The 20,922-nt window shown below is 69.3% G+C and carries 22 protein-coding genes; 15 read left to right on the forward strand and 7 right to left on the reverse strand.

What is annotated here, in order from left to right:
* Positions 1-43 precede the first annotated feature (43 nt).
* A complete protein-coding gene (locus CFB47_RS17390) occupies positions 44-1,024 on the reverse strand; it encodes an AAA family ATPase (protein ID WP_089441230.1) in 981 nt (326 codons plus the stop codon).
* 231 nt (positions 1,025-1,255) lie between these two features.
* Between CFB47_RS17390 and CFB47_RS17395 the strand changes: the two genes are divergently transcribed.
* From CFB47_RS17395 to CFB47_RS17430, 8 genes are all read left to right on the forward strand, one after another.
* Positions 1,256-1,975, forward strand: a complete 720-nt coding sequence (locus CFB47_RS17395) for a nitroreductase (RefSeq protein WP_089426672.1) — start codon at positions 1,256-1,258, stop codon at positions 1,973-1,975.
* A gap of 146 nt (positions 1,976-2,121) precedes the next feature.
* Positions 2,122-2,610 carry a hypothetical protein gene (locus CFB47_RS17400; RefSeq protein ID WP_089457086.1) on the forward strand — a complete coding sequence of 163 codons (489 nt, stop codon included), beginning with the start codon at positions 2,122-2,124 and terminating at the stop codon, positions 2,608-2,610.
* Positions 2,611-2,615: 5 nt separating this feature from the next.
* Positions 2,616-3,431: an endonuclease/exonuclease/phosphatase family protein gene (locus tag CFB47_RS17405; protein WP_039354781.1), complete on the forward strand. Its 816-nt coding sequence runs from the start codon at positions 2,616-2,618 to the stop codon at positions 3,429-3,431.
* Between the two features lie 274 nt (positions 3,432-3,705).
* Positions 3,706-4,476: a ferredoxin--NADP reductase gene (locus CFB47_RS17410; protein WP_089426542.1), complete on the forward strand. Its 771-nt coding sequence runs from the start codon at positions 3,706-3,708 to the stop codon at positions 4,474-4,476.
* A 730-nt stretch (positions 4,477-5,206) separates the two neighbouring features.
* Positions 5,207-6,022 carry a quorum system sensor histidine kinase RqpS gene (gene rqpS, locus CFB47_RS17415; protein ID WP_089441232.1) on the forward strand — a complete coding sequence of 272 codons (816 nt, stop codon included), beginning with the start codon at positions 5,207-5,209 and terminating at the stop codon, positions 6,020-6,022.
* A 7-nt stretch (positions 6,023-6,029) separates the two neighbouring features.
* Positions 6,030-6,686, forward strand: a complete 657-nt coding sequence (gene rqpR / locus CFB47_RS17420; RefSeq protein ID WP_059232953.1) for a response regulator transcription factor RqpR — start codon at positions 6,030-6,032, stop codon at positions 6,684-6,686.
* Positions 6,687-6,902: 216 nt separating this feature from the next.
* Positions 6,903-8,309, forward strand: a complete 1,407-nt coding sequence (locus tag CFB47_RS17425) for an amino acid permease (protein ID WP_089457088.1) — start codon at positions 6,903-6,905, stop codon at positions 8,307-8,309.
* A gap of 259 nt (positions 8,310-8,568) precedes the next feature.
* Positions 8,569-9,594: an XdhC family protein gene (locus CFB47_RS17430; RefSeq protein WP_089441234.1), complete on the forward strand. Its 1,026-nt coding sequence runs from the start codon at positions 8,569-8,571 to the stop codon at positions 9,592-9,594.
* A gap of 109 nt (positions 9,595-9,703) precedes the next feature.
* Here CFB47_RS17430 and CFB47_RS17435 read toward each other — a convergent pair whose 3' ends face one another.
* A complete protein-coding gene (locus CFB47_RS17435) occupies positions 9,704-10,438 on the reverse strand; it encodes a PepSY-associated TM helix domain-containing protein (protein ID WP_089457090.1) in 735 nt (244 codons plus the stop codon).
* Between the two features lie 76 nt (positions 10,439-10,514).
* Between CFB47_RS17435 and CFB47_RS41210 the strand changes: the two genes are divergently transcribed.
* Complete coding sequence (locus CFB47_RS41210; RefSeq protein WP_179258955.1) at positions 10,515-10,655, forward strand: hypothetical protein; 141 nt, start codon at positions 10,515-10,517, stop codon at positions 10,653-10,655.
* A 52-nt stretch (positions 10,656-10,707) separates the two neighbouring features.
* Here CFB47_RS41210 and CFB47_RS17440 read toward each other — a convergent pair whose 3' ends face one another.
* The 5 genes from CFB47_RS17440 to fliE form a co-directional block, all read right to left on the reverse strand.
* Positions 10,708-11,025: an EscU/YscU/HrcU family type III secretion system export apparatus switch protein gene (locus tag CFB47_RS17440; protein WP_069249104.1), complete on the reverse strand. Its 318-nt coding sequence runs from the start codon at positions 11,023-11,025 to the stop codon at positions 10,708-10,710.
* Positions 11,022-12,407 carry a flagellar hook-length control protein FliK gene (locus tag CFB47_RS17445; RefSeq protein ID WP_089461762.1) on the reverse strand — a complete coding sequence of 462 codons (1,386 nt, stop codon included), beginning with the start codon at positions 12,405-12,407 and terminating at the stop codon, positions 11,022-11,024. Before CFB47_RS17445 ends, CFB47_RS17440 begins: the two co-directional genes overlap by 4 nt.
* Before the next feature lie 129 nt (positions 12,408-12,536).
* Complete coding sequence (locus CFB47_RS17450) at positions 12,537-12,869, reverse strand: flagellar protein FliT (protein WP_089426550.1); 333 nt, start codon at positions 12,867-12,869, stop codon at positions 12,537-12,539.
* Positions 12,866-13,300 carry a flagellar export chaperone FliS gene (fliS, locus tag CFB47_RS17455; RefSeq protein ID WP_089457092.1) on the reverse strand — a complete coding sequence of 145 codons (435 nt, stop codon included), beginning with the start codon at positions 13,298-13,300 and terminating at the stop codon, positions 12,866-12,868. Before fliS ends, CFB47_RS17450 begins: the two co-directional genes overlap by 4 nt.
* Positions 13,301-13,494: 194 nt before the next feature.
* A complete protein-coding gene (gene fliE / locus CFB47_RS17460; RefSeq protein ID WP_046544213.1) occupies positions 13,495-13,839 on the reverse strand; it encodes a flagellar hook-basal body complex protein FliE in 345 nt (114 codons plus the stop codon).
* A 248-nt stretch (positions 13,840-14,087) separates the two neighbouring features.
* Here fliE and fliF point away from each other — a divergent pair, with 248 nt between their 5' ends.
* The 6 genes from fliF to CFB47_RS17495 are packed head-to-tail and all read left to right on the forward strand — an operon-like array spanning position 14,088 to position 20,919.
* Entirely contained in the window at positions 14,088-15,851 is a 1,764-nt protein-coding gene (gene fliF, locus CFB47_RS17470; protein WP_089457093.1) for a flagellar basal-body MS-ring/collar protein FliF, read from the forward strand.
* The gene (gene fliG / locus CFB47_RS17475) at positions 15,841-16,836 is read left to right on the forward strand and encodes a flagellar motor switch protein FliG (RefSeq protein ID WP_089441240.1); all 996 of its coding nucleotides are present in this window, start codon (positions 15,841-15,843) and stop codon (positions 16,834-16,836) included. Before fliF ends, fliG begins: the two co-directional genes overlap by 11 nt.
* A complete protein-coding gene (fliH, locus tag CFB47_RS17480) occupies positions 16,829-17,512 on the forward strand; it encodes a flagellar assembly protein FliH (protein ID WP_089441241.1) in 684 nt (227 codons plus the stop codon). Before fliG ends, fliH begins: the two co-directional genes overlap by 8 nt.
* A gap of 32 nt (positions 17,513-17,544) precedes the next feature.
* Positions 17,545-19,065, forward strand: a complete 1,521-nt coding sequence (gene fliI / locus CFB47_RS17485) for a flagellar protein export ATPase FliI (protein ID WP_373453146.1) — start codon at positions 17,545-17,547, stop codon at positions 19,063-19,065.
* A 5-nt stretch (positions 19,066-19,070) separates the two neighbouring features.
* Entirely contained in the window at positions 19,071-19,529 is a 459-nt protein-coding gene (gene fliJ / locus CFB47_RS17490; RefSeq protein ID WP_089461764.1) for a flagellar export protein FliJ, read from the forward strand.
* A gap of 31 nt (positions 19,530-19,560) precedes the next feature.
* The gene (locus tag CFB47_RS17495; RefSeq protein ID WP_089461765.1) at positions 19,561-20,919 is read left to right on the forward strand and encodes a flagellar hook-length control protein FliK; all 1,359 of its coding nucleotides are present in this window, start codon (positions 19,561-19,563) and stop codon (positions 20,917-20,919) included.
* Positions 20,920-20,922: the final 3 nt, after the last annotated feature.

Below are 20,922 nucleotides of genomic sequence, written 5' to 3' on the forward strand. Positions count from 1 at the left end.
GCGCGCACGGCCCCGGCCTTGGTGGCGTGCGCGCACCGCTCGTTCAGAAGCCGATCGGCCGGCGCTTCGCCGCGCCTTCGTCGGCCCGGATGTCGCGCGGCCCGATCGCGTCGCGCCCGTCGAGCCGCGCGGCGCCGAACGCGTGCAGCAGCGCGCGGCGCATCGTGCGCGGCGGAGTCGCGGCCAGCACGTCGAGCGCGTCGTCGCCGAGCGTGTCCGGGAAGCGCCGCCCCCACGCGTGCGACGAGCGGATCTCGTCGTAGATCGTCTGCGCGATCCGGCGCGCGCCGGCCGCATCGGGCGGCGCGATCTCGTACACGTTCATCCGGTTGAGCAGCGGCTCCGGAATCGCGTGCGCCTCGTTCGCGGTCGCGATCCAGATCACGTTGCCCGCATCGATCGGCACTTCCGCGAATTCGTCGATGAATGCGCGCGCGGTGTCGTGCTCGAGCAACGCATACAGCGCGCCGAGCGGATCGTATTGCGCATCGCTGCCGGCCTTGTCGATCTCGTCGACCGCGATCACCGGGTTCGCGTAGCTGCCGTTCACGAGCGCATCGAACACCTTGCCGGGCTTCGCGTTCTTCCATTGCGACGACGCACCCGACAGGATCCAGCCGGCCGTCAGCGAACTCATCGGCACGTAGTGGTATGCGGTGCCGAGCAATTGCGCGAGCGCCTTCGCGAAGTGCGTCTTGCCGATGCCCGGGGGCCCGAGCAACAGGATCGGCATCAGTTCGAGCCGGTCCTCCGTTTCGAGGCACAGCGCGACCTGCTTGCGCACGTCTTCGAGCGGCTCGGCGAAATTGGGCAATGCCTCGCCGAGCGCGTCGAACGACGGCATCCGGTTCGGCTTCACGCAGAAGCGCAGATTGCCCGTCTTGAGCATCTTCTCGTAGGTGGCGCGCAGTGCGTCGCTCGCGCTCTCGTTCAGGTCACTCAGCGCCGTCTCGACCTGCTCGAGGTCGTACACCGTGCTGAAGGACGCCACCGCCAGTTCCTGTTTCACCATCGCCGTCGTCATACCAACCTCGCTCCCGCTTGCCGTCACACGATCATCAGACCCTTACGATTTCAGTGTAGCGATCCCGCCATCCCGCGCAAGCAAGCAGCCGAGCGCGTCTGCTGCTAACACCCGCGCGCGCTGCACGCCGGCGCGCCGCGGCGTATGATCGTCAGTTCACCCACCCGCCACACCGGCCTGGCCGACCGCGCCCGCGCGGCGCGTCGGCCCCCGCCCCCCGAAGGTATGCCGATGTCCGTCCCCCCTGCATTTCCGCGCGTCGATGCCGATACGATCGGTGCCGTCGACGCGGCGCTCACGTCGCGCCGTGCGGTTCGCGCGTTCCTGCCGACGCCGGTGCCGCGCGACACGCTCGAGGCGATCCTCGAAGCCGCGAGCCGCGCGCCGTCGGGCACCAACATCCAGCCGTGGCGCGTGTACGTCGCGACGGGCGCCACGCGCGATGCGCTCGCCGCCGCGCTCACCGCGGCCCACGACGACCCCGCGCGCGACGAGAAATACGTCGCCGAGTACGACTACTACCCGCGCGAATGGGTGTCGCCGTATATCGACCGGCGCCGCAAGGTCGGCTGGGACCTGTACGGCCTGTTGAACATCGGCCGCGACGAGAAGGCGCGCATGCATGCGCAGCACGCCCGCAACTTCCGTTTCTTCGACGCGCCGGTCGCGCTGTTCTTCACGCTCGACCGCGTGATGACCTATGGTGCCTGGCTCGACTGCGGGATGTTCCTGCAGGGCGTGATGACGGCCGCGCGTGCACGCGGGCTCGATACCTGCCCGCAGGCCGCGTTCGTGCCGTTTCACCGGATCGTCACCGAACACCTCGGCATTCCCGCCAACGAACAGCTCGTCTGCGGGATGTCGCTCGGCCATGCGGACCCCGACGCGATCGAGAACCGCCTCGTCACCGAGCGCGCGCCCGTCGCCGAGTTCACGCGCTTTTTCGCTTGAAAACGCATGACGCGGCCCTACCTTTCGAGCAGGAACGCATCGTGCGGCAAACCTGCCGCGGCGCGTCCCGTCACATCGCGACCGAAATCGATCGGGCGTAAGATGTGCGTCCGTTCCCCGCTATTGCGCGTTTCCGGAGACGTTTCATGCTGAAACACGGCCTGGCCGTCCTGCTCGCGAGCGTCGCGCTCGCCGCCCATGCGCAGAGCCCCGCACCGGCCTCCGTCGCGTGGGAGATCCAGGTGGTACGCGACGGTCAGACCATCGACACGTTCCAGCAGCGCACCACCGTAGGTCAGACCCGTACCGATACCCATCGCTATCCGTCCGCCGTGCCGGTCGGCTGCGGCAATGCCGCGCGCGTCGTGCCGACCGAGCGCTCGCGCACGGTGACGGTCGCCCCGCTCACCGTCGATGCCGGCGCGAACACGGTGTCGCTCGCGCTCGACGTGCAGGAAACGATCGACGACGAAGGCGCGAAGCCGGCCGATCCGTGCGTGCCCGCGTCACCGCGGCAAATCGTCGCGAGTCACCCCGGCCTGACGGTCGGCGCCGACGCGTGGACCGACTGGACGCTCGTCGAGCAACATCCGCACCTCCTGTATCGCGTGCGCGCGCACGTCGCGAAGGATTGAGCGTCATGTCCGCCGACGCCCTGTCCCTGCCGTTCGCCGAACCGCACGCCGCCCCCGACGAAATCACCGCGGTGAGCTGGAACCTGCACAAGGGCCGCTCGCCGCTCGGCTTCACCGCGTGGAACGCGATGCGTAACTGGATGCAGTCGACGCACGCCGACGTGTATTTCCTGCAGGAAGCGATGGCGCGCCGCATGCCGCGCCCCGTGCTCGCGCCCGGCTTCGGCGCCCCGATGGACGACGCTGTCGACGACGTCTGGCACTGCCAGGCCACCGAGATCGCGCATGCGCTCGACTGGCAGATCGCGCTCGGGCCGAACGTGTTCAAGCCGTCGTGGCGGCACGGCAATGCGATCCTGTCACCGCATCCGCTGGACCTCGGCGGCCGCTGGGACATCTCCGCGCACCGTTTCGAGCGGCGCGGCCTGCTGGTCGCGCGCGCGACGCTCGCGGGCGCCCGGCCGGTCACGCTGCTGTGCGCGCACCTCGCGCTCACGCGCGCCGCGCGGCTGCGCCAGATGCACTGGATCGCGCACTGGATCGTGCGCAACGCGGGCGACGGCCCGCTGATGCTCGCCGGCGACTTCAACGACTGGCGCAACGATTCGGTCGCGCTGTTCGGCGAGATCGGGCTGTCCGAGGTCGCGACGCTGCTCGGCGAATCGGGCCGCACGTTCCCCGCGTTCTCGCCGGCGCTCGCGCTCGACAAGATGTTCGTGCGCGGGCTGACGCCGCTCGAATGGCGCGCGCCGTCCGGCGAGGCCGCGTGGCTGTCGGATCACCTGCCGTACATCGCGCGCCTGCGCCTCGATCCGCAATAGCCTTCCCGACCTCGGCGCGAAACTCGCGGCCGAGCGCCGAAAAACTGAAAGGCGATTGAAATAATTCGTTGCGCCAAATCCGCGCGGCCGCGGGGGTCAAGCCCGCGATCCGCGTCAACAGGGTAAAATAACGAGTTCCTCAATCGTCTGTCATCGAGAAGGCGCGTGTCCGACGCGCCGGCCGGCCGATCCGTGATCGGGCCGTCGCACTCGGTTTTTTGCCCGTTTTTGGGCCCGTTACTCGCGTTCGCTACGCGCGTCCGTTTTCAAAGCCATGAGCAAATACGACACCGCCACCGTCCAATCCGTCCATCACTGGACCGACACGCTGTTCAGCTTCACCTGCACCCGTGAGGCGAGCCTGCGCTTCAACAACGGCGAATTCACGATGGTCGGCCTCGAGGTCGACGGCAAGCCCCTCGCGCGCGCCTACTCGATCGTCAGCCCGAACTACGAAGAGCATCTCGAATTCTTCAGCATCAAGGTGCAGAACGGCCCGCTGACGTCGCGCCTGCAACACCTGAAGGTGGGCGACACGGTGCTGATCGGCAAGAAGCCGACGGGCACGCTGGTCGCCGACAACCTGCTGCCGGGCAAGACGCTGTGGATGCTGTCGACGGGCACGGGCCTCGCGCCGTTCATGTCGATCATCCGCGACCCGGACATCTACGACCGCTTCGACAAGGTGATCCTGACGCACACGTGCCGCCTGAAGGGCGAGCTCGCGTATATGGACTACATCAAGCACGACCTGCCGGGCCACGAGTACCTGGGCGACATCATCAAGGAAAAGCTCGTCTACTACCCGACGGTCACGCGCGAAGCGTTCGACAACGAAGGCCGGATCACCGACCTGATCGCCACGGGCAAGCTGTTCACGGATCTCGACGTTCCGCCGTTCTCGCCGGAAAACGACCGCGTGATGCTGTGCGGCAGCACCGCGATGCTGAAGGACACGACCGAGCTGCTGAAGCAGGCCGGCCTCGTCGAAGGCAAGAACAGCGCACCGGGCCACTACGTGATCGAGCGCGCGTTCGTCGACTGATCGATCCCTTAGGGCCTGTTCCCGCCAATAACGGGCTTGCGCTGGCCGCCAGAAGGGCCGAGCGCAAGGATCGCGACGAAGCGAATACTCTACGTATTCGCGAGGAGCATGACGCAGCGATCGGCCCTTCTGGCGGCCAGCCCCACGAATGCATTTTTCCAAACAGGGGAACGCGCCTTGCCGGCCGTATTGCGGCGTCGATCGTCGCTTGTCCCCCAAGGGGACTTCCTTCGGGGCGTTTGGCATGGCCAAACGGCGCTCCTCGCTCCTTGCACTACAGCCGGCAAGGCACGTTCGCAAGCCCGTTATTGGCGGGAACAGGCCCTAATTGCGCGTCATCAAGAACCGGAGCGAAAGCTCCGGTTTTTTTTCGTCCCTACTTGGCGAATTCGTAACAAATTGGGATCATCCCATCTCAAATAGTTACATTTGGATACGTCATCGTCCGGCGCTTGGGTGTCAGTGTTTTTCCTACAACACGTTCATCCCAATCATTCACATTTACCCTTAAATGTCCGCCTGTCATGACTTTTTCGAAAATTTTGAGATATTATTCGCCGCGCGTGGTTGCCGTTCGGATGAGAGTGGAAGGGTCGGATGCAAGTGTTACAAGACGTAACTTTTGTTACCTCGGCAGGGGGCGATTCTCTGGCGGCGACCGTCATCGGAACGGCAGCCGATCCACGCAGCCAGCCGGTGTCTGAACCGCTTTCTGACAGCAGGGAGAGTCATGGATACGTCGCTTAACGCGCCTTTGGGCGCCCACGCCCCGTTCCCGTCGCAACAGCTCGTGCCGGGCTGCGCCGCGACTCCGCCCATTGCCGACGCCGCGTCCAAACGTGGCGCCTCCGCCGCGCGGATCGCAGTGCTGTCTGCCCAGTTGCTCGCCGCCGATGAAGCGGCCCGCCGCCACCTGGCCGGCGAGTTGCATGACGGGCTCGGCGCCGAACTCACCGCTGCGCGATTCGCGCTCGCAAACGTTCAAACGTGGCTGCCGGCCGATGCGCCGGACGGTTGCCTGCGCGCGCTGGAGCTGGCGCAGCAGGCGCTCGACGCCGCGACCGCCGCGAATCGCCGGCTGATCGACGAGCGCGAAACGCCGGCGCTCGACGCGGGCCTGGTCGGCGCGTTGTCGTCGTGGGCCGACACCCATGCGGCCCGCACCGGCCTGCGCACCAGCTTCGTCTGTGCGGCCGACGCACGCCTGACGCAGCTCGCCGGCGCCAGCGCGCTGGCGGTGTTCCGCGTCGCCCAGGAAGCGTTGTCGAACGTCGCGAAGCACGCACGCGCGACGTCGGTCGACGTGCGGATCGCCACTGACGACACGCACCTGTCACTGATTGTCTCCGACGATGGGACCGGTTTCTCCCGGCGCCGCCGCGCCGGCTACGGTCTGGCCGGCATGCGCGCCCGTTGCGAGGCGTTCTGCGGCAGCTTCGAGACGGCCACGCCGGCAACCGGCCACGGCACGCGCGTCACCGCGCGCTTCGCTTGGGATTCGCTGCTCGCGGTGCCCGTCGCGGCGCGCCGCGCGTCGCTTTCGTGAGGTCGTCATGAGCCTGAACATCCTGCTCGTGGACGATCACGCGATCGTCCGGCAAGGGATCCGCCAGTTGCTGATCGACCGCGGCGTCGCGCGCGACGTCACCGAGGCCGAAACCGGCGGCGACGCGATGGCGGCCGTCGACAAACAGGAATTCGACGTGATCCTGCTCGACATCTCGCTGCCGGACACGAACGGCATCGAGGTGCTCAAGCGCCTCAAGCGCAAGCTGTCGCGCACGCCGGTGCTGATGTTCTCGATGTATCGCGAGGACCAGTACGCGGTGCGCGCGCTGAAGGCCGGCGCGGCCGGCTACCTGTCGAAGACGGTCAACGCCGCGCAGATGATCGGCGCGATCCAGCAGGTCGCGGCCGGCCGCAAGTACGTGAGCCCCGCGATGGCCGAGGCGCTCGCCGAATACGTGTCGTTCGAGAACGAACCGCTGCCGCACGAGAAGCTGTCCGACCGCGAATACCAGACGCTTTGCATGCTCGCATCGGGCAAGCGGCTCACCGACATCGCGAACACGCTGTCGCTGTCCGTGAAGACGGTGAGCGTGTACCGCTCGCGGCTGCTCGAGAAGATGCGGCTGTCGAACAACGCGGAGCTCACGTTCTACGTGATGAGCAACCGGCTCGTCGACATGGCGCCCACGGCCGGCGCCTGATTCCCCCGCTTCACCCGATTCGTCCGGCCCAGCGACGCGGCACATGCCGCGCCGCCGCCCGCTGTCGCCCGCCGGAAGCGCAAGCGCTTGTTTTATCGGACGATTTTGTGACGCAGCGCTGCGCTGCAGCGGGTCTTGCGCGCCAAATCGGCTAAAATTACGGGTTTTCACTCAGTCAGCGCTACCGCGCCCGCGCGCGCTGGCGATTCATCCGCAATGTCTCTCTTCCGCAAGAAAAACGTCGATCGCATGATCGCCGGCGCGCATGCCGCCGGGCTCAAGAAAGCGCTCGGCGCGATCGACCTCACCTTCCTCGGCATCGGCGCGATCATCGGCACCGGCATCTTCGTGCTGACCGGTACCGGCGCCGTGCAGGCCGGCCCCGCCCTGATGCTGTCGTTCGTGATCGCCGCGATCGCGTGCGGCCTCGCCGCGCTGTCGTACGCGGAGTTCGCGTCGACGATCCCCGTCGCCGGCTCGATCTACACGTACTCGTACGCCACGCTCGGCGAGCTCGTCGCATGGATCATCGGCTGGGACCTGATGCTCGAATACGGCCTCGCGTCGTCGGCCGTGTCGGTCGGCTGGTCGGGCTACCTGCAGTCGCTGCTGCAGGGCTTCGGGCTCACGCTGCCCACCGTGCTGACGGCCGCGCCCGGTGCGGTGCCGGGCGTCGTCACGTGGTTCAACCTGCCCGCGTTCCTCGTGATGATCGTGATCACGACGCTGCTGTCGATCGGCATCCGCGAGTCGACCCGCATCAACAACATCATGGTGTTCATCAAGGTGTCGGTGGTGCTGCTCGTGATCGCGGTCGGCGTGTTCCACGTGACGCCCGCGAACTGGAAGCCGTTCATGCCGCACGGCTGGAACGGCGTGTTCGGCGCGGCGGCCGTGATGTTCTTCGCGTTCATCGGCTTCGACGCGGTGTCGTCGGCGGCCGAGGAAGTGAAGAACCCGAAACGCGACTTGCCGATCGGCATCATCGCGTCGCTCGCGGTGTGCGCGGTGCTGTACGTGACGGTCGCCGCGGTCGCGACCGGCATCGTGCCGTCGGCCGAGTACGCGAACATCTCGCACCCGATCTCGTACGCGCTGCAGAAGGCCGGCGAGACGTGGGTCGCAGGCTTCATCGATCTCGGCGCCGTGCTCGGCATGCTCACCGTGATCCTCGTGATGAGCTACGGCCAGACGCGCGTGATCTTCGCGATGTCGCGCGACGGGCTGCTGCCGGCAGCGCTGTCGCGCGTGCACCCGCGCTACGCGACGCCGTTCCTGACGACCTGGCTCGTCGGCCTGTTCTTCGGGCTGATCGCCGCGCTCGTGCCGCTCAACGTGCTCGCCGAGCTGATCAACATCGGCACGCTCGCCGCGTTCTCGATGGTGTCGATCGCCGTGCTCGTGCTGCGCCGCACGCACCCCGAGCTGCCGCGTGCGTTCCGCTGCCCCGGCGTGCCGGTGGTGCCGATCCTCGCGGTCGCGGCGTGCCTGTTCCTGATGCTGAACCTGCAGCCCGTCACGTGGGCCGCGTTCGGCATCTGGCTCGTGATCGGCCTCGTGATCTACTTCCTGTACTCGCGTCACCACTCGAAGCTCGCGCACGGTCACCACGACGCGCACTGAGCGACGTATCGGCGCGCGCAGGCCGCGCGTCGGACGAACACCGCGCGGGCCCATCACTGGTGCCCCGCGCGTTTCCGAACCGGCCGCGCGCCACTCCCCCGATCGACCGCTGTCCGATCGTCGCGATATCTTGCCCGATTCTCCGGATTTGCCCGCACGAGCCAGCGCGCCGCCTGCACGTGCGCGCCGTGCGGTTCATAATCGCGCCATCGAACGGCGGCCCGCATCGGCGGCGTCGCCCGGCAACAGGAAGAAGATGATGGAAAGCGTCGATCTCGATGTATTGAAATCCAGCGCGCGCTGGCTCGAAGAAGGGCGCCGCGTGCTGCTCGTGACGGTCGTGAAGACATGGGGTTCGTCGCCCCGCCCCGAAGGCGCGATGCTCGCGGTGCGCGAGGACGGGCTCGTGGTCGGCTCCGTGTCCGGCGGATGTATCGAGGACGACCTGATCGCCCGCGTGCACGCGAGCGGGATCGCGGCCGACGCGCGTCCGGAAGCGCTCAAGTACGGCGTGACGGCCGAGGAAGCGCACCGCTTCGGGCTGCCGTGCGGCGGCACGATCCAGCTCGTGCTCGAGCCGCTCACGCGCGACAGCGGGATTGCCGCGCTGTGCGCGGAAGTCGAGGCCGGCCGCCTCGTCACGCGCACGATGACGCTCGCGACCGGCCGCGCATCGCTGTCGCCCGCGCAGGCGGCCGACGGGCTCGCGTTCGACGGCGAGCGACTCGTGACGATCCACGGGCCGCGCTACCGGATGCTCGTGATCGGCGCCGGCCAGTTGTCGCGCTATCTGTGCCAGATCGCGGTCGGGCTCGACTACCAGGTGACGGTGTGCGATCCGCGCGAGGAATACACGGATGCGTGGGACGTGCCGGGTACGCGCGTCGTGCACACGATGCCCGACGATACGGTGCTCGACATGAACCTCGATGCGCGTTCGGCGGTGATCGCGCTCACGCACGACCCGAAGCTCGACGATCTCGCGCTGATGGAGGCGCTGAAGACGCCCGCGTTCTACGTGGGCGCGCTCGGCTCGCGGCGCAACAATGCGGCACGGCGCGAGCGGCTGCGCGAATTCGACCTGAGCGAAGCGGAACTGGCCCGGCTGCACGGGCCGGCCGGCATCTACATCGGCAGCCGGACGCCGCCGGAAATCGCGATCTCGATCCTCGCCGAGATCACCGCCGCGAAGAACAACGTGTCGCTGCCGACGATCCTGCAGGTCGAGGGCGCGAAGGCCGCGCGCGAGATCGCCGCGAACAGCGGCGCAGCCTGCGGCCTCTGATCGCTGGCGACGCCGGCGCGCGGTCGCGCCAGGTGGGCGTCCGCGGCGGGCGAAGCGGACGAAATCGACGAAAGCGCACGCGCCGGCGCCAGGCCGCGCGTGCCGCCGATCAGGTCAGGCCGGCGGCCAGCGCCGCTGCGACCGAACCGACCACCAGCACGACGCCGACCGTGCGGCGCTTGTTCAGCTCGGTCCACAGCAGCACGCCGGTCAGCGACAGCAGGATCAGCGAACCCGCGATCGTGTCCATCAACAGCACCCAGCCGAGATTCATCCCGACGCCGCGATGCAGGTTGTTCAGCGTCGTCAGGAACGTGTTGCCCGTGCGTTTCACCGCGACGTAGCCGTTGCCGACCCAGTATTCGGCCTGCACGTTCTGGTGCGGGCCGAACAGGCCCATCTGCCAGTGCTCCGGCTGCATCACGCGCTTGTCGCCCCACGCGACGGGCTGCGCCGGATCCTTGCGCATGCGGCCCGGCTTGCCGTCGAAATGCAGTTCGTGCTGCAGCCACTTCGTCATCGCGGCGGGCGTCTTCGGCGCCGGATCCGGCAGCGCGATCTGCATCTCCTCGACCTGCGGCTCGCCGGTCGAAATCTTCAGCGGCGGCGCGCGGTGGTTGAGCAGCACGCCCGTCACGCCGAACAGCAGCCCGAGCACCGCGCCCCACAGCCCGACCCAGCCATGCACCTTGCGCAGCCATTTGATGAAGGTCGCGCGGCGCGAACGCTGGCGGCGCGCGGCCAGTTCGTCGTCGCTCAGCGGGCGGGCCGCCGGGTGCAGCATGGTGACGCCGGCGCGGGAAGTCCCCGTCTTGGGCGGATTGATCGTTTCGGGCGCGTTCACGCGAGAGATTCCATTCGTTCAAAACAACGGGCGGCACGCAAAGCGTGCGCGCCGCCCGTGCAGCATGAAAATGAGAATGGATATCATTACACAAATCTATTGCACGCTCAATGCGCGCGGCTATGGCGCGGCAAGCCCGCCGAGCGAGGAAATACCGGCGAAGCACGACCGTTGCGGCACGATGCCGGTCGTTAAGCGACAAATACCGACAGAATGACCTTGCAAGGTCAAGGCGGCATTTCGTAAGAAATCGCGCGGCGCCGCGCCGTTCAGCGCAGCGGCGGCAGCGGAAAGCGCGATGCGGCGGCGTCCGGCGCGGGATCGGTACGGTCGAGCGAGTACAGCCACGCGAGCAGATCGGCGACCGCCTGGTAGAGCTGCGGCGGAATCCGGTCGTCGAGATCGACCTGCATCAGCAGCGACACCATCTCCGGCGCCGTATGCACGTACAGCCCGGCGTCATGCGCGCGCGCGACGATCATTTCGGCGAGCGCGCCGTAGCCCTTCGCGACCACGCGCGGTGCGGCATCGCCGCCCTTCGGATCGTAGACGAGCGCGGCCGCGCGCTTGCGGGACGTCATGCTCATGACAGCACCTCGTCGTCGGTATCCGGCGCACGCGTCGCCGGGCCGCTGGCCAGGATCGACGTCGACGCCGAACCGCGTGCGTACGCGGCGGCCGCCGCCTGCGCCGCAAACAGGTCGAAGCCGTCCGGGCCGTCGTCGACCGCGCGGATCGACAGCCCGCCCACCTTGAGCCCCGACACTTCGAGCCGTTGCCGCAGCGCCGCCTCGTGCCGCGTGAGACGGTCGGCACCCGTCTGGTTCGCACGCAGCCGCGCGACGAGCTGCGTGCCGTTCAGCACCAGCTCCGCGTCGACCGTGCCGAGCGACGGCAACGTCAGCGTGAGGCGCGTGCGCCAGGCGATGCCGTCACCCGTGTCGCCGTCGCCGTGCGGCGCACGGTTGCCCGGATCGTCGGGCTCGATCGTCCAGTCGAGCCGCGCGCCGGGCCACGCCTCACCCGCCCAGCGAAACTGGTCGGTCGCGAGCGCGTCGAGCTGCTGCCTGACGAGCGGCACGGCGGCCGGATGCACGGTCGCGAGCGTCTGCGCCTGCGAATCGGACGACGCCGCGGCCAGTTCGGCCCGCGCGGGCGTCCAGCGCACATCGGGCGGGTCGCCGAGCAGATCGGCCGTATCGTGCGGCAGCGGCGCCCCTTGCCGCGCGCCTGCCGGCAACGCCTGTGCGGGGTCCCGCGCCGGCGCACCGCCCTGGGCCGGCGCGCCCGGCTGCGCGGCGGCGCGCGCGGACGCAGGCAATGGCGGGCGCTGCGCGAGCAGTTCGTCGAGCGGATCGGTCGAGCCATGCTGGGCGGCATCCGGATCGGCCGGCGCGAGCGCGGCCGCGAGGCGCGCCTGCGGCTCGCGCATCAGTGCCGCGAGCGGACGCTGGCCGGCCAGCCACTGCGCGAGATGAGATTCGTAGAAAAGGCCGCTTTCGCTCACGGCCTGCGCGAGCGCCGCGCGCAGCGCCGCGACCGGCAACGTCGCAGCCGCGTCGCGCACCGCCGCAGCCGCAGACGCAGCCGACGATGCAGCGGCTGAAGCCGGCGTGGAGGACACAGCCGGATCGGCGGCGGCCGGCGCGCGGGCCGGCGCAGCCGTGTCGGTCAGCAGCACGGTGGGGTCGGCCAGCAGCGGCGCACGCCCGACAATGGCCGGCGTCGCGTCGCCGCCCGCGCGCGAGATCGCGTCGAGCACGCGCCCGACATCGGACAGGGCGGTCTGGGTGGAAGCCGGCGGCGCGGCAGGCGGACTGCCGGCCGATGGCGTGGACGACGCGCCGTTGCCCGGCGTGCCGACCTGCGAGGTCGCGCCGCCGCTGGCAGGCGCCGACACGGTGCCGGTCAGCAGGCTGTCGAGGCGGCTCGCCAGCAGGGCAGCCGCAACGGAGTCGATACCGGTCATGATCGGAGCCTGCTCATCTCAGCCACATCGTTGCGAATCCGGTAACGGCACGCCGGTGCCGCCTGCGGGAACTGCGCGCGTGCCACGGCGGACGCGTGCGCCCCGCGCCCGTTTCCCCGGAAACGGGCCCTACCCGCGCGCGCGGTAGAGATCGGTCAATACCTTGGTCGAGCGCCGCGCCTCGAACAGCGCGGACAGCCGCGCGAGGTCCGGGCTCGCGAGATCGCGAATCGCGGCGTCGTCGGCCAGGATGCGACGGATCAGGTCGAGCTTGCGGCCGAGATCCGATTCGTCGAGCACGACGCCCGGATCGGCCTCCTTCAACCCGTCGACCAGCTGCATGAATTCGGCCTGCAACTCCGGCAACGCGCTCCAGTCGGCGCTGCGGGCAGCGCCCAGCATCCGGCCCGACACGGCGGCGAGCGCCTCGTAACGTTCGAAGTATTCGGCCTTGCGATTCATCGTGATGCTTCCACTGCCTGTTGTGCGGCCATCCGCGCGACTTCCGGGCCGATCCCCGTCCATGCTTCCTCGAGCGTCGCGAGCAGCCCGTCGACTTCGACCAGCATCGCATCGCTCGCCTGCGCATTGGCGTCGAGCAGACGCCGGGTGATATACGCATACAGCGCATCCAGCCGCGCCGCGATCTCGCCGCCCGCATCGAGGTTCAGCGATGCCTTCAGCCCGCTGTCGACGATCCGGATCGCCTTGCCGATCGCTTCGCCGCGCGCGGACACATTGCCTTGCTGCAAATGCATGCGCGCCAGCGCAACCGCCTGCCGCGCACCCTGGTACAGCATCGCGATCAACCGGTGCGGGGAAGCGCCCATCACCCCGGTCTCGACGCCGACACGCGCGTATGCACTGGCTCCAGCGTGTCCTGGGGAAAACATGCGCTTCTCCTTGTTGTGCCTTGGCTATACGGGAACCGCCGCCGTGCATCGCACGACGCGGCCTTCACCGGAGTTATCGGAAGGGATTTGGAAAGCTTTAGGCAAGCGGCGCGGGCCGCCTGGCGCAGCAAGGCCGGCCCGCGGACCCGGCCGGATGGCCGTCCACGGATCGCTTTCCCCGAATAGCCGCCTTGTCAAACCGCCATCTGCATGATGTCGTTGTAAGCGCTCACTAGCTTGTTGCGGACCTGGAGCCCGAACTGGAAGCCGATGTTGGCTTTCTGCATGTCGACCATCACGTCGTTCAGCGACACGTTCGGCGCGCCGACCTCGAACGCCTGCGCCTCGCCGAGCGCGTGCTGCTGGTCGCCGCTGATCTTGTCGAGCGACGCCTTCATCGCGCTGGCGAACGTGCTGGCCGTCGCCGCGCCCGAGCCGGCCAGTGCCGCCGTCGGGCTCGCGACGCCGCCCGACGCCTGTGCGGCCATCGACTGCATCTGTTGCAACACCGAACCGATTCCGCTGACGTTCGCAGTCATGCTGTCCCCAAAACTGAGAGAGAGACCCGGACGCACCGGGAGATCCGCCGGCGCCGCACCACGCGCGCCATGCCGGATTCCGAAAAAGGATAGCAGCGCGCCGCGCGTCAAAGCCGCGAAAGTACGGGGGAAACCCCGCTCTTTTCGGTCGATCGGAGTGCCGCCCGGGTCACGATAATCGCATCGTGTCATTGTCCGCCCGCTCGTCCGAGCGAGCTCAGTCGTCCCGCTCCGGAGAAACTCGACGCATGGATTCGCAGGCCAACTCGCTGATCAACCCAGACGCCCGCGCGGGCCTCGCCAGCCCGGCGCCAGGCGCCGCCGCGGCCGCCGCGTTGCCGGGCGTGGGTGGCACAGGCGCGGACTTCGGGCTTGGCGGCTTCGCGGAACGCATCCCCGGCATCTCGCGGATGAAGGGCAACCCGAAGCTGCCGTTCCTGATCGCCGTCGCATTCGCGGTCGCCGTCATCACCGCGCTCGTGCTGTGGAGCCGCGCGCCCGACTACCGCGTGCTGTACAGCAACCTGTCGGATCGCGACGGCGGCGCGATCATTGCCGCGCTCCAGCAGGCAAACGTTCCCTACAAGTTCGCCGATGCCGGCGGCGCGATCCTCGTGCCGTCGAACCAGGTGCATGAAACGCGCCTGAAGCTCGCCGCGATGGGGCTGCCGAAGGGCGGCTCGGTCGGCTTCGAGCTGATGGACAACCAGAAATTCGGCATCAGCCAGTTCGCCGAGCAGATCAACTACCAGCGCGCGCTCGAAGGCGAGCTGCAGCGCACCATCGAATCGATCAACGCCGTGCGTGGCGCACGCGTGCATCTCGCGATCCCGAAGCCGTCGGTGTTCGTGCGCGACAAGGAAGCGCCGAGCGCGTCGGTATTCGTCGACCTCTACCCGGGCCGCGTGCTCGACGAGGGCCAGGTCCAGGCCATCACGCGGATGGTGTCGTCCGGCGTGCCCGACATGCCCGCGAAGAACGTGACGATCGTCGACCAGGACGGCAACCTGCTGACCCAGACCGCGTCGGCATCGGGCCTCGACGCGAGCCAGCTCAAGTACGTGCAGCAGGTCGAGCACAACACGCAGAAGCGCATCGACGCGATCCTCGCGCCGATCTTCGGCGCGGGCAACGCGCGCTCGCAGGTCAGCGCGGACCTCGATTTCTCGAAGCTCGAGCAGACGTCGGAAAGCTACGGCCCGAACGGCAATCCGCAGCAATCCGCGATCCGCAGCCAGCAGACCAGCAGCTCGACCGAACTCGCGCAGGGTGGCGCATCGGGCGTGCCGGGCGCGCTGTCGAACACGCCGCCGCAGCCGGCGTCCGCGCCGATCGTCGCCGGCAACGGCGCGAACGCGCCGCAGACGACGCCGGTGAGCGACCGCAAGGACCAGACGACCAACTACGAGCTCGACAAGACGATCCGCCACCTCGAACAGCCGATGGGCAGCGTGAAGCGGCTGTCGGTCGCGGTCGTCGTCAACTACCAGCCGGTCGCCGATGCAAAGGGCCACGTGACGATGCAGCCGCTGCCGCCCGCGAAGCTCGCGCAGGTCGAACAGCTCGTGAAGGATGCGATGGGCTACGACGCGAAGCGCGGCGACTCGGTGAACGTCGTGAACAGCGCGTTCTCGACCGCGAGCGACCCGTACGCCGACCTGCCGTGGTGGCGCCAGCCGGACATGATCGAGATGGCGAAGGAAGCGGCGAAGTGGCTCGGCATCGCAGCCGCCGCCGCGGCGCTCTACTTCATGTTCGTGCGCCCGGCGATGCGCCGCGCGTTCCCGCCGCCCGAGCCGGTCGCGCCGGCGCTCGCGGCACCTGAGGATCCGGTCGCGCTCGACGGCCTGCCGGCGCCGGAGAAGGCCGAGGAACCCGATTCGCTGCTGCTCGGGTTCGAGAGCGAGAAGAACCGTTACGAACGCAACCTCGACTACGCGCGCACGATCGCCCGCCAGGATCCCAAGATCGTCGCCACCGTCGTGAAGAACTGGGTGTCCGATGAACGCTGAAGGCTTGACCAAGAGCGCGCTCCTGCTGATGTCGATCGGCGAGGAAGAGGCCGCGCAGGTATTCAAGTTCCTCGCGCCGCGCGAGGTCCAGAAGATCGGCGCCGCGATGGCCGCGCTGAAGAACGTCACGCGCGAGCAGGTCGAGGACGTGCTGCACGATTTCGCGAAGGAAGCGGAGCAGCACACCGCGCTGTCGCTCGATTCGAGCGACTACATCCGCTCGGTGCTGACCAAGGCGCTCGGCGAGGACAAGGCCGGCGTGCTGATCGACCGCATCCTGCAGGGCAGCGACACGAGCGGCATCGAGGGCCTGAAGTGGATGGATTCGGCCGCGGTGGCGGAACTGATCAAGAACGAGCATCCGCAGATCATCGCGACGATCCTCGTGCACCTCGACCGCGACCAGGCGTCGGAAATCGCGTCGTGCTTCACCGAGCGGCTGCGTAACGACGTGATCCTGCGGATCGCGACGCTCGACGGCATCCAGCCGGCCGCGCTGCGCGAGCTCGACGACGTGCTGACGGGCCTGCTGTCCGGCAGCGACAACCTGAAGCGCAGCCCGATGGGCGGCATCCGCACCGCGGCCGAGATCCTGAACTTCATGACGAGCGTGCATGAGGAAGGCGTGCTCGAGAGCGTGCGCCAGTACGACGCCGAACTCGCGCAGAAGATCATCGACCAGATGTTCGTGTTCGAGAACCTGCTCGACCTCGAAGATCGCGCGATCCAGATGGTGCTCAAGGAAGTCGAGTCGGAAACGCTGATCATCGCGCTGAAGGGCGCGCCGCCGGCACTGCGCCAGAAGTTCCTCGCGAACATGTCGCAGCGCGCGGCCGAACTGCTCGCCGAGGATCTCGACGCGCGCGGCCCGGTGCGCGTGTCCGACGTCGAGACGCAGCAGCGCCGCATCCTGCAGATCGTGCGCAACCTGGCCGAGAGCGGCGCGATCGCGATCGGCGGCAAGGCGGAAGACGCGTATGTCTGATTCGGCGAGCGATCGCGCGGGCACCCTCACCGCCTACCAGCGGTGGGAGATGGCGTCGTTCGACCCGCCGCCGCCCCCGCCGCCGCCCGACGACGCGGCAGCGGCCGCCGCCGCGCTCGCCGAGGAACTGCAGCGCGTGCGCGACGCCGCGCACGCCGAAGGCCATGCGGCCGGCCACGTCGAAGGCCAGGCGCTCGGCTACCAGGCCGGTTTCGAGCAGGGCCGCGAACAGGGTTTCGAGGCCGGCCAGGCCGACGCGCGTGAACAGGCCGCGCAACTCGCGGCGCTCGCCGCGTCGTTCCGCGAGGCCGTGTCGACCGTCGAGCACGATCTGGCCGCCGACATCGCGCAGCTCGCGCTCGACATCGCGCAGCAGGTCGTGCGCCAGCACGTGAAGCACGATCCGGCCGCGCTGGTGGCCGCCGTGCGCGACGTGCTCGCGGCCGAGCCCGCGCTGTCCGGTGCGCCGCATCTCGCGGTGAATCCGGCCGACCTGCCCGTCGTCGAAGCCTATCTGCAGGACGATCTCGATGCGCTCGGCTGGAACGTGCGCACCGACGCGTCGATCGAGCGCGGCGGCTGCCGTGCGCACGCCGCGACCGGTGAGGTCGACGCGACGCTGCCCACGCGCTGGCAGCGCGTCGCCGCCGCGATCGGCAAGGTGAGCACGTGGTGACGCGGCCGCCCGAGGCGCTCGCGCACGACGGCATGACGCCGCTGGAGCGCGAACTCGCGCTCGCGTCGTTCGGCCCGGACGCGCACAACGCCGCGCTGGACACCGCCCCCACCACCCCGCACGCCGCCGCTGCAGCGGCCGATACGTCCGACGCCGCGCCGCGCGCCCCGCACAACCCGCATCTCGCGCACTGGCGCACCCATTTGAACGGGCTCGCCGCGCGCAGCCAGCGCGCGCTGCCGCTGCGGCCCTGCGGGCGCCTGACGCGCGCGGCCGGCCTCGTGCTGGAAGCGATCGGGCTGCGCCTGTCGGTCGGCGCCGAATGCACGATCGAACTGCCGCCCGGCAGCACGCTGCCGCACGCGGAAGCGGAAGTCGTCGGCTTCGCCGGCGATCGCCTGTTCCTGATGTCGACCACCGACGTCGCGGGCGTGCTGCCCGGCGCACGCGTGTGGCCGCGCGAAAGCGCGCCCGTCGCCGATCCGCTCGCGGGCGCGAAGCGGCTGCCGGTCGGCTGGGAAATGCTCGGGCGCGTCGTCGACGCGTCGGGCCGCCCGCTCGACGGCCTCGGCCCGCTCGCGTCGAAGGTCGACGCGCCGCTGTCAGCGCCGTCGATCAACCCGCTCGAGCGCGAACCGATCCACCACGTGCTCGACGTCGGCGTGCGCGCGATCAACGCGCTGCTCACCGTCGGCCGCGGGCAGCGGATGGGCCTGTTCGCGGGCTCCGGTGTCGGCAAGTCGGTGCTGCTCGGCACGATGGCGCGCTACACGAGCGCGGAAGTGATCGTGATCGGGCTGATCGGCGAACGCGGCCGCGAAGTGAAGGAATTCATCGAACAGATCCTCGGCGAGGACGGGCTCGCGCGCTCGGTCGTCGTCGCGGCGCCGGCCGACGTGTCGCCGTTGCTGCGGATGCAGGGCGCGGCCTACGCGACGTCGCTCGCCGAGTATTTCCGCGACCAGGGCAAGCACGTGCTGCTGCTGATGGATTCGCTCACGCGCTATGCGATGGCGCAGCGCGAGATCGCGCTGGCGATCGGCGAGCCGCCCGCGACGAAGGGCTACCCGCCGTCGGTGTTCGCGAAGCTGCCCGCGCTCGTCGAGCGCACCGGCAACGGGCCGGAGGGCGGCGGCTCGATCACCGCGTTCTACACGGTGCTGACCGAAGGCGACGACCAGCAGGACCCGATCGCCGATTCGGCGCGCGCGATCCTCGACGGTCACGTCGTGCTGTCACGCGCGCTCGCCGAGGCCGGCCACTATCCGGCGATCGACATCGAGGCGTCGATCAGCCGCGCGATGACCGCGCTGATCGACGAAACGCACCTCGACCATGTCCGGCAGTTCAAGCAGATGCTGTCGCGCTACCAGCGCAATCGCGACCTGATCGCCGTCGGCGCGTACGCGCCCGGCCGCGACGCGCAGCTCGACCGCGCGATCGCGCTCTATCCGCGCATCGAGGCGTTCCTGCAGCAGGGCTTTCGCGAGTGCGCGCCGTTCGCGTCGAGCCTTGCCGGGCTCGATGCACTGTTCGACGCTTACGGAGGCTGATCCCGATGGCACACGGCTTTCCCCTTCAGTTGCTGCTCGACCGCGCGCAGGAAGATCTCGACTCCGCGACGAAGCAGCTCGGCACCGCGCAGCGCGACCGCACCGCGGCCGCCGAGCAGCTCGACGCGCTGCTGCGCTATCGCGACGAATACCACGCGCGCTTCTCGCAATCCGCGCAGCACGGGATGCCGGCCGGCAACTGGCGCAATTTCCAGGCGTTCATCGATACGCTCGACGCCGCGATCGCGCAGCAGCGCAACGTGCTGGCCGCGGCCGAAGTCCGTATCGACGAAGCCCGCCCGAACTGGCAAAACAAGAAACGCACCGTCGGCTCGTTCGAAATCCTGCAGGCGCGCGGCGTCGCGCAGGAAGCGAAGCGGGACGCCCGGCGCGAACAGCGCGACGCCGACGAACACGCCGCGAAGATCCTGCGCATGCGGGCCGACGCGGCCCGTTCGTCGTAACCGACCACCGCATTCGAACGAGAGAACCGACATGCCTCCCCTGCCCCTGCTCGGCGCGCTGCTCGACACCGCCGGCACCGCACTCAAGGCCGCCCGCGGCGCGGGTGCGTCCAGCGCCGCCGGCAACGATGCCGCGACCGCGACGACCGCCGTGCCGTTCGCGCAGACGCTGAAGCAAAGCGTCGCCACGCGTCGCGATGCGTCGAATGCCGGCGTCCCGGACGCGTCGACGCAACAAGCTTCGTCGAAGCCGGCCGCCGGCACGAAGCCGTCCGCCGCCGCAGACGACGACACGACCGACGATACGACCACGAACGCCGCCACGAACCCCGACGCCGCCGCGCTCGCGGCGGCTGCGGCCGTGCAGGCGCAACTGCAGGCGCGCACGGACAACGCGATGCCGGCCGACGCGGCTGCCGCCGCGGCCGCTGCGCAAAAGACGGCCGTGTCCGGCCAACCCGATGCCACGGCCACGCTGACGGATCACGCGGCCAAGGACGTTACCGCGGCCACCCAGGCCGCACCGGCGACGAGCCGCGACGTGCTGCAGGAGGCCCTCGCCAAGCTGACGGGCGGCGCGGGCGCGATCGCGATGCCCGCAGCCGGTACGACGGCGTCCGCACCCGCCGCACCCGCCGCGACCGCATCGACCGGCGCCACCGCGCCGCTGACACCGAAGGTGCCGACCTTCGACCGCACGCTCGCCGACGCGAAGGGCGCGCTCGCCACCCAGCAAACGCCGGCGCAAGCCACCGCGCAGGCGCTGCAGGCCAACGCGAACGCGCAGTCGGGCGAGCAGCACGCGCTCGCGGCAGCCAGCGACGCAGCGGACCCGGCCGCCAGCGCGACACTCGCGGCCGGCGCCACGGCTGCGGCCGCGGCCCAGGCAAACCTGCAGCTGTCGCCGGCCGCAGGGGCGATCGCCGCCGCGAACGCGCACGTGCTCGCGCCGCACATCAGCACGCCGGACTGGACGGACGCGCTGAGCCAGAAGGTCGTGTTCCTGTCGAATGCACACCAGCAGAGCGCCGAACTGACGCTCAATCCGGCCGATCTCGGGCCGCTGCAGGTCGTACTGCGCGTCGCCGACAACAACGCGCACGCGTTGTTCGTGTCGCAGCACGCGCAGGTGCGCGAAGCGGTCGAAGCCGCGCTGCCGAAGCTGCGCGAAGCGATGGAAGCGGGCGGGCTCGGGCTCGGCAGCGCGACCGTCAGCGACGGCGGCTTCGCCTCGCAGCAGCAGAACCCGCAACAATCCTTCGCCGGCGGCCAGTCGTCGCGGCGCGGGAGCGGCGGATCGTCAGCCGGCGAGGCACCGGTCGGCGCTGCGCAATCCGCACCGGCCGCCGCGAGCGTGAGCCGCGCCGGCCTCGTCGATACGTTTGCCTGAGCA

Origin of the sequence: Burkholderia sp. AU27893, from assembly GCF_002223205.1 — a bacterium.
Taxonomy (GTDB): Bacteria; Pseudomonadota; Gammaproteobacteria; order Burkholderiales; family Burkholderiaceae; genus Burkholderia.

Bases quoted from the DNA above. Each gene is read 5' to 3' on its own strand.
- CFB47_RS17400 (WP_089457086.1), top strand. From the start codon at position 2,122: ATGCTGAAACACGGCCTGGCCGTCCTGCTCGCGAGCGTCGCGCTCGCC.
- CFB47_RS17440 (WP_069249104.1), bottom strand. From the start codon at position 11,025: ATGAGCATGACGTCCCGCAAGCGCGCGGCCGCGCTCGTCTACGATCCG.
- fliH (WP_089441241.1), top strand. From the start codon at position 16,829: ATGTCTGATTCGGCGAGCGATCGCGCGGGCACCCTCACCGCCTACCAG.
- CFB47_RS17495 (WP_089461765.1), top strand. From the start codon at position 19,561: ATGCCTCCCCTGCCCCTGCTCGGCGCGCTGCTCGACACCGCCGGCACC.
- CFB47_RS17445 (WP_089461762.1), bottom strand. From the start codon at position 12,407: ATGACCGGTATCGACTCCGTTGCGGCTGCCCTGCTGGCGAGCCGCCTC.
- fliG (WP_089441240.1), top strand. From the start codon at position 15,841: ATGAACGCTGAAGGCTTGACCAAGAGCGCGCTCCTGCTGATGTCGATC.
- CFB47_RS17430 (WP_089441234.1), top strand. From the start codon at position 8,569: ATGGAAAGCGTCGATCTCGATGTATTGAAATCCAGCGCGCGCTGGCTC.
- rqpR (WP_059232953.1), top strand. From the start codon at position 6,030: ATGAGCCTGAACATCCTGCTCGTGGACGATCACGCGATCGTCCGGCAA.
- fliI (WP_373453146.1), top strand. From the start codon at position 17,545: ATGACGCCGCTGGAGCGCGAACTCGCGCTCGCGTCGTTCGGCCCGGAC.
- CFB47_RS17405 (WP_039354781.1), top strand. From the start codon at position 2,616: ATGTCCGCCGACGCCCTGTCCCTGCCGTTCGCCGAACCGCACGCCGCC.
- fliE (WP_046544213.1), bottom strand. From the start codon at position 13,839: ATGACTGCGAACGTCAGCGGAATCGGTTCGGTGTTGCAACAGATGCAG.
- CFB47_RS17450 (WP_089426550.1), bottom strand. From the start codon at position 12,869: ATGAATCGCAAGGCCGAATACTTCGAACGTTACGAGGCGCTCGCCGCC.
- CFB47_RS17395 (WP_089426672.1), top strand. From the start codon at position 1,256: ATGTCCGTCCCCCCTGCATTTCCGCGCGTCGATGCCGATACGATCGGT.
- CFB47_RS41210 (WP_179258955.1), top strand. From the start codon at position 10,515: ATGGATATCATTACACAAATCTATTGCACGCTCAATGCGCGCGGCTAT.
- fliF (WP_089457093.1), top strand. From the start codon at position 14,088: ATGGATTCGCAGGCCAACTCGCTGATCAACCCAGACGCCCGCGCGGGC.
- CFB47_RS17390 (WP_089441230.1), bottom strand. From the start codon at position 1,024: ATGACGACGGCGATGGTGAAACAGGAACTGGCGGTGGCGTCCTTCAGC.
- CFB47_RS17410 (WP_089426542.1), top strand. From the start codon at position 3,706: ATGAGCAAATACGACACCGCCACCGTCCAATCCGTCCATCACTGGACC.
- CFB47_RS17425 (WP_089457088.1), top strand. From the start codon at position 6,903: ATGTCTCTCTTCCGCAAGAAAAACGTCGATCGCATGATCGCCGGCGCG.
- rqpS (WP_089441232.1), top strand. From the start codon at position 5,207: ATGGATACGTCGCTTAACGCGCCTTTGGGCGCCCACGCCCCGTTCCCG.
- fliJ (WP_089461764.1), top strand. From the start codon at position 19,071: ATGGCACACGGCTTTCCCCTTCAGTTGCTGCTCGACCGCGCGCAGGAA.
- fliS (WP_089457092.1), bottom strand. From the start codon at position 13,300: ATGTTTTCCCCAGGACACGCTGGAGCCAGTGCATACGCGCGTGTCGGC.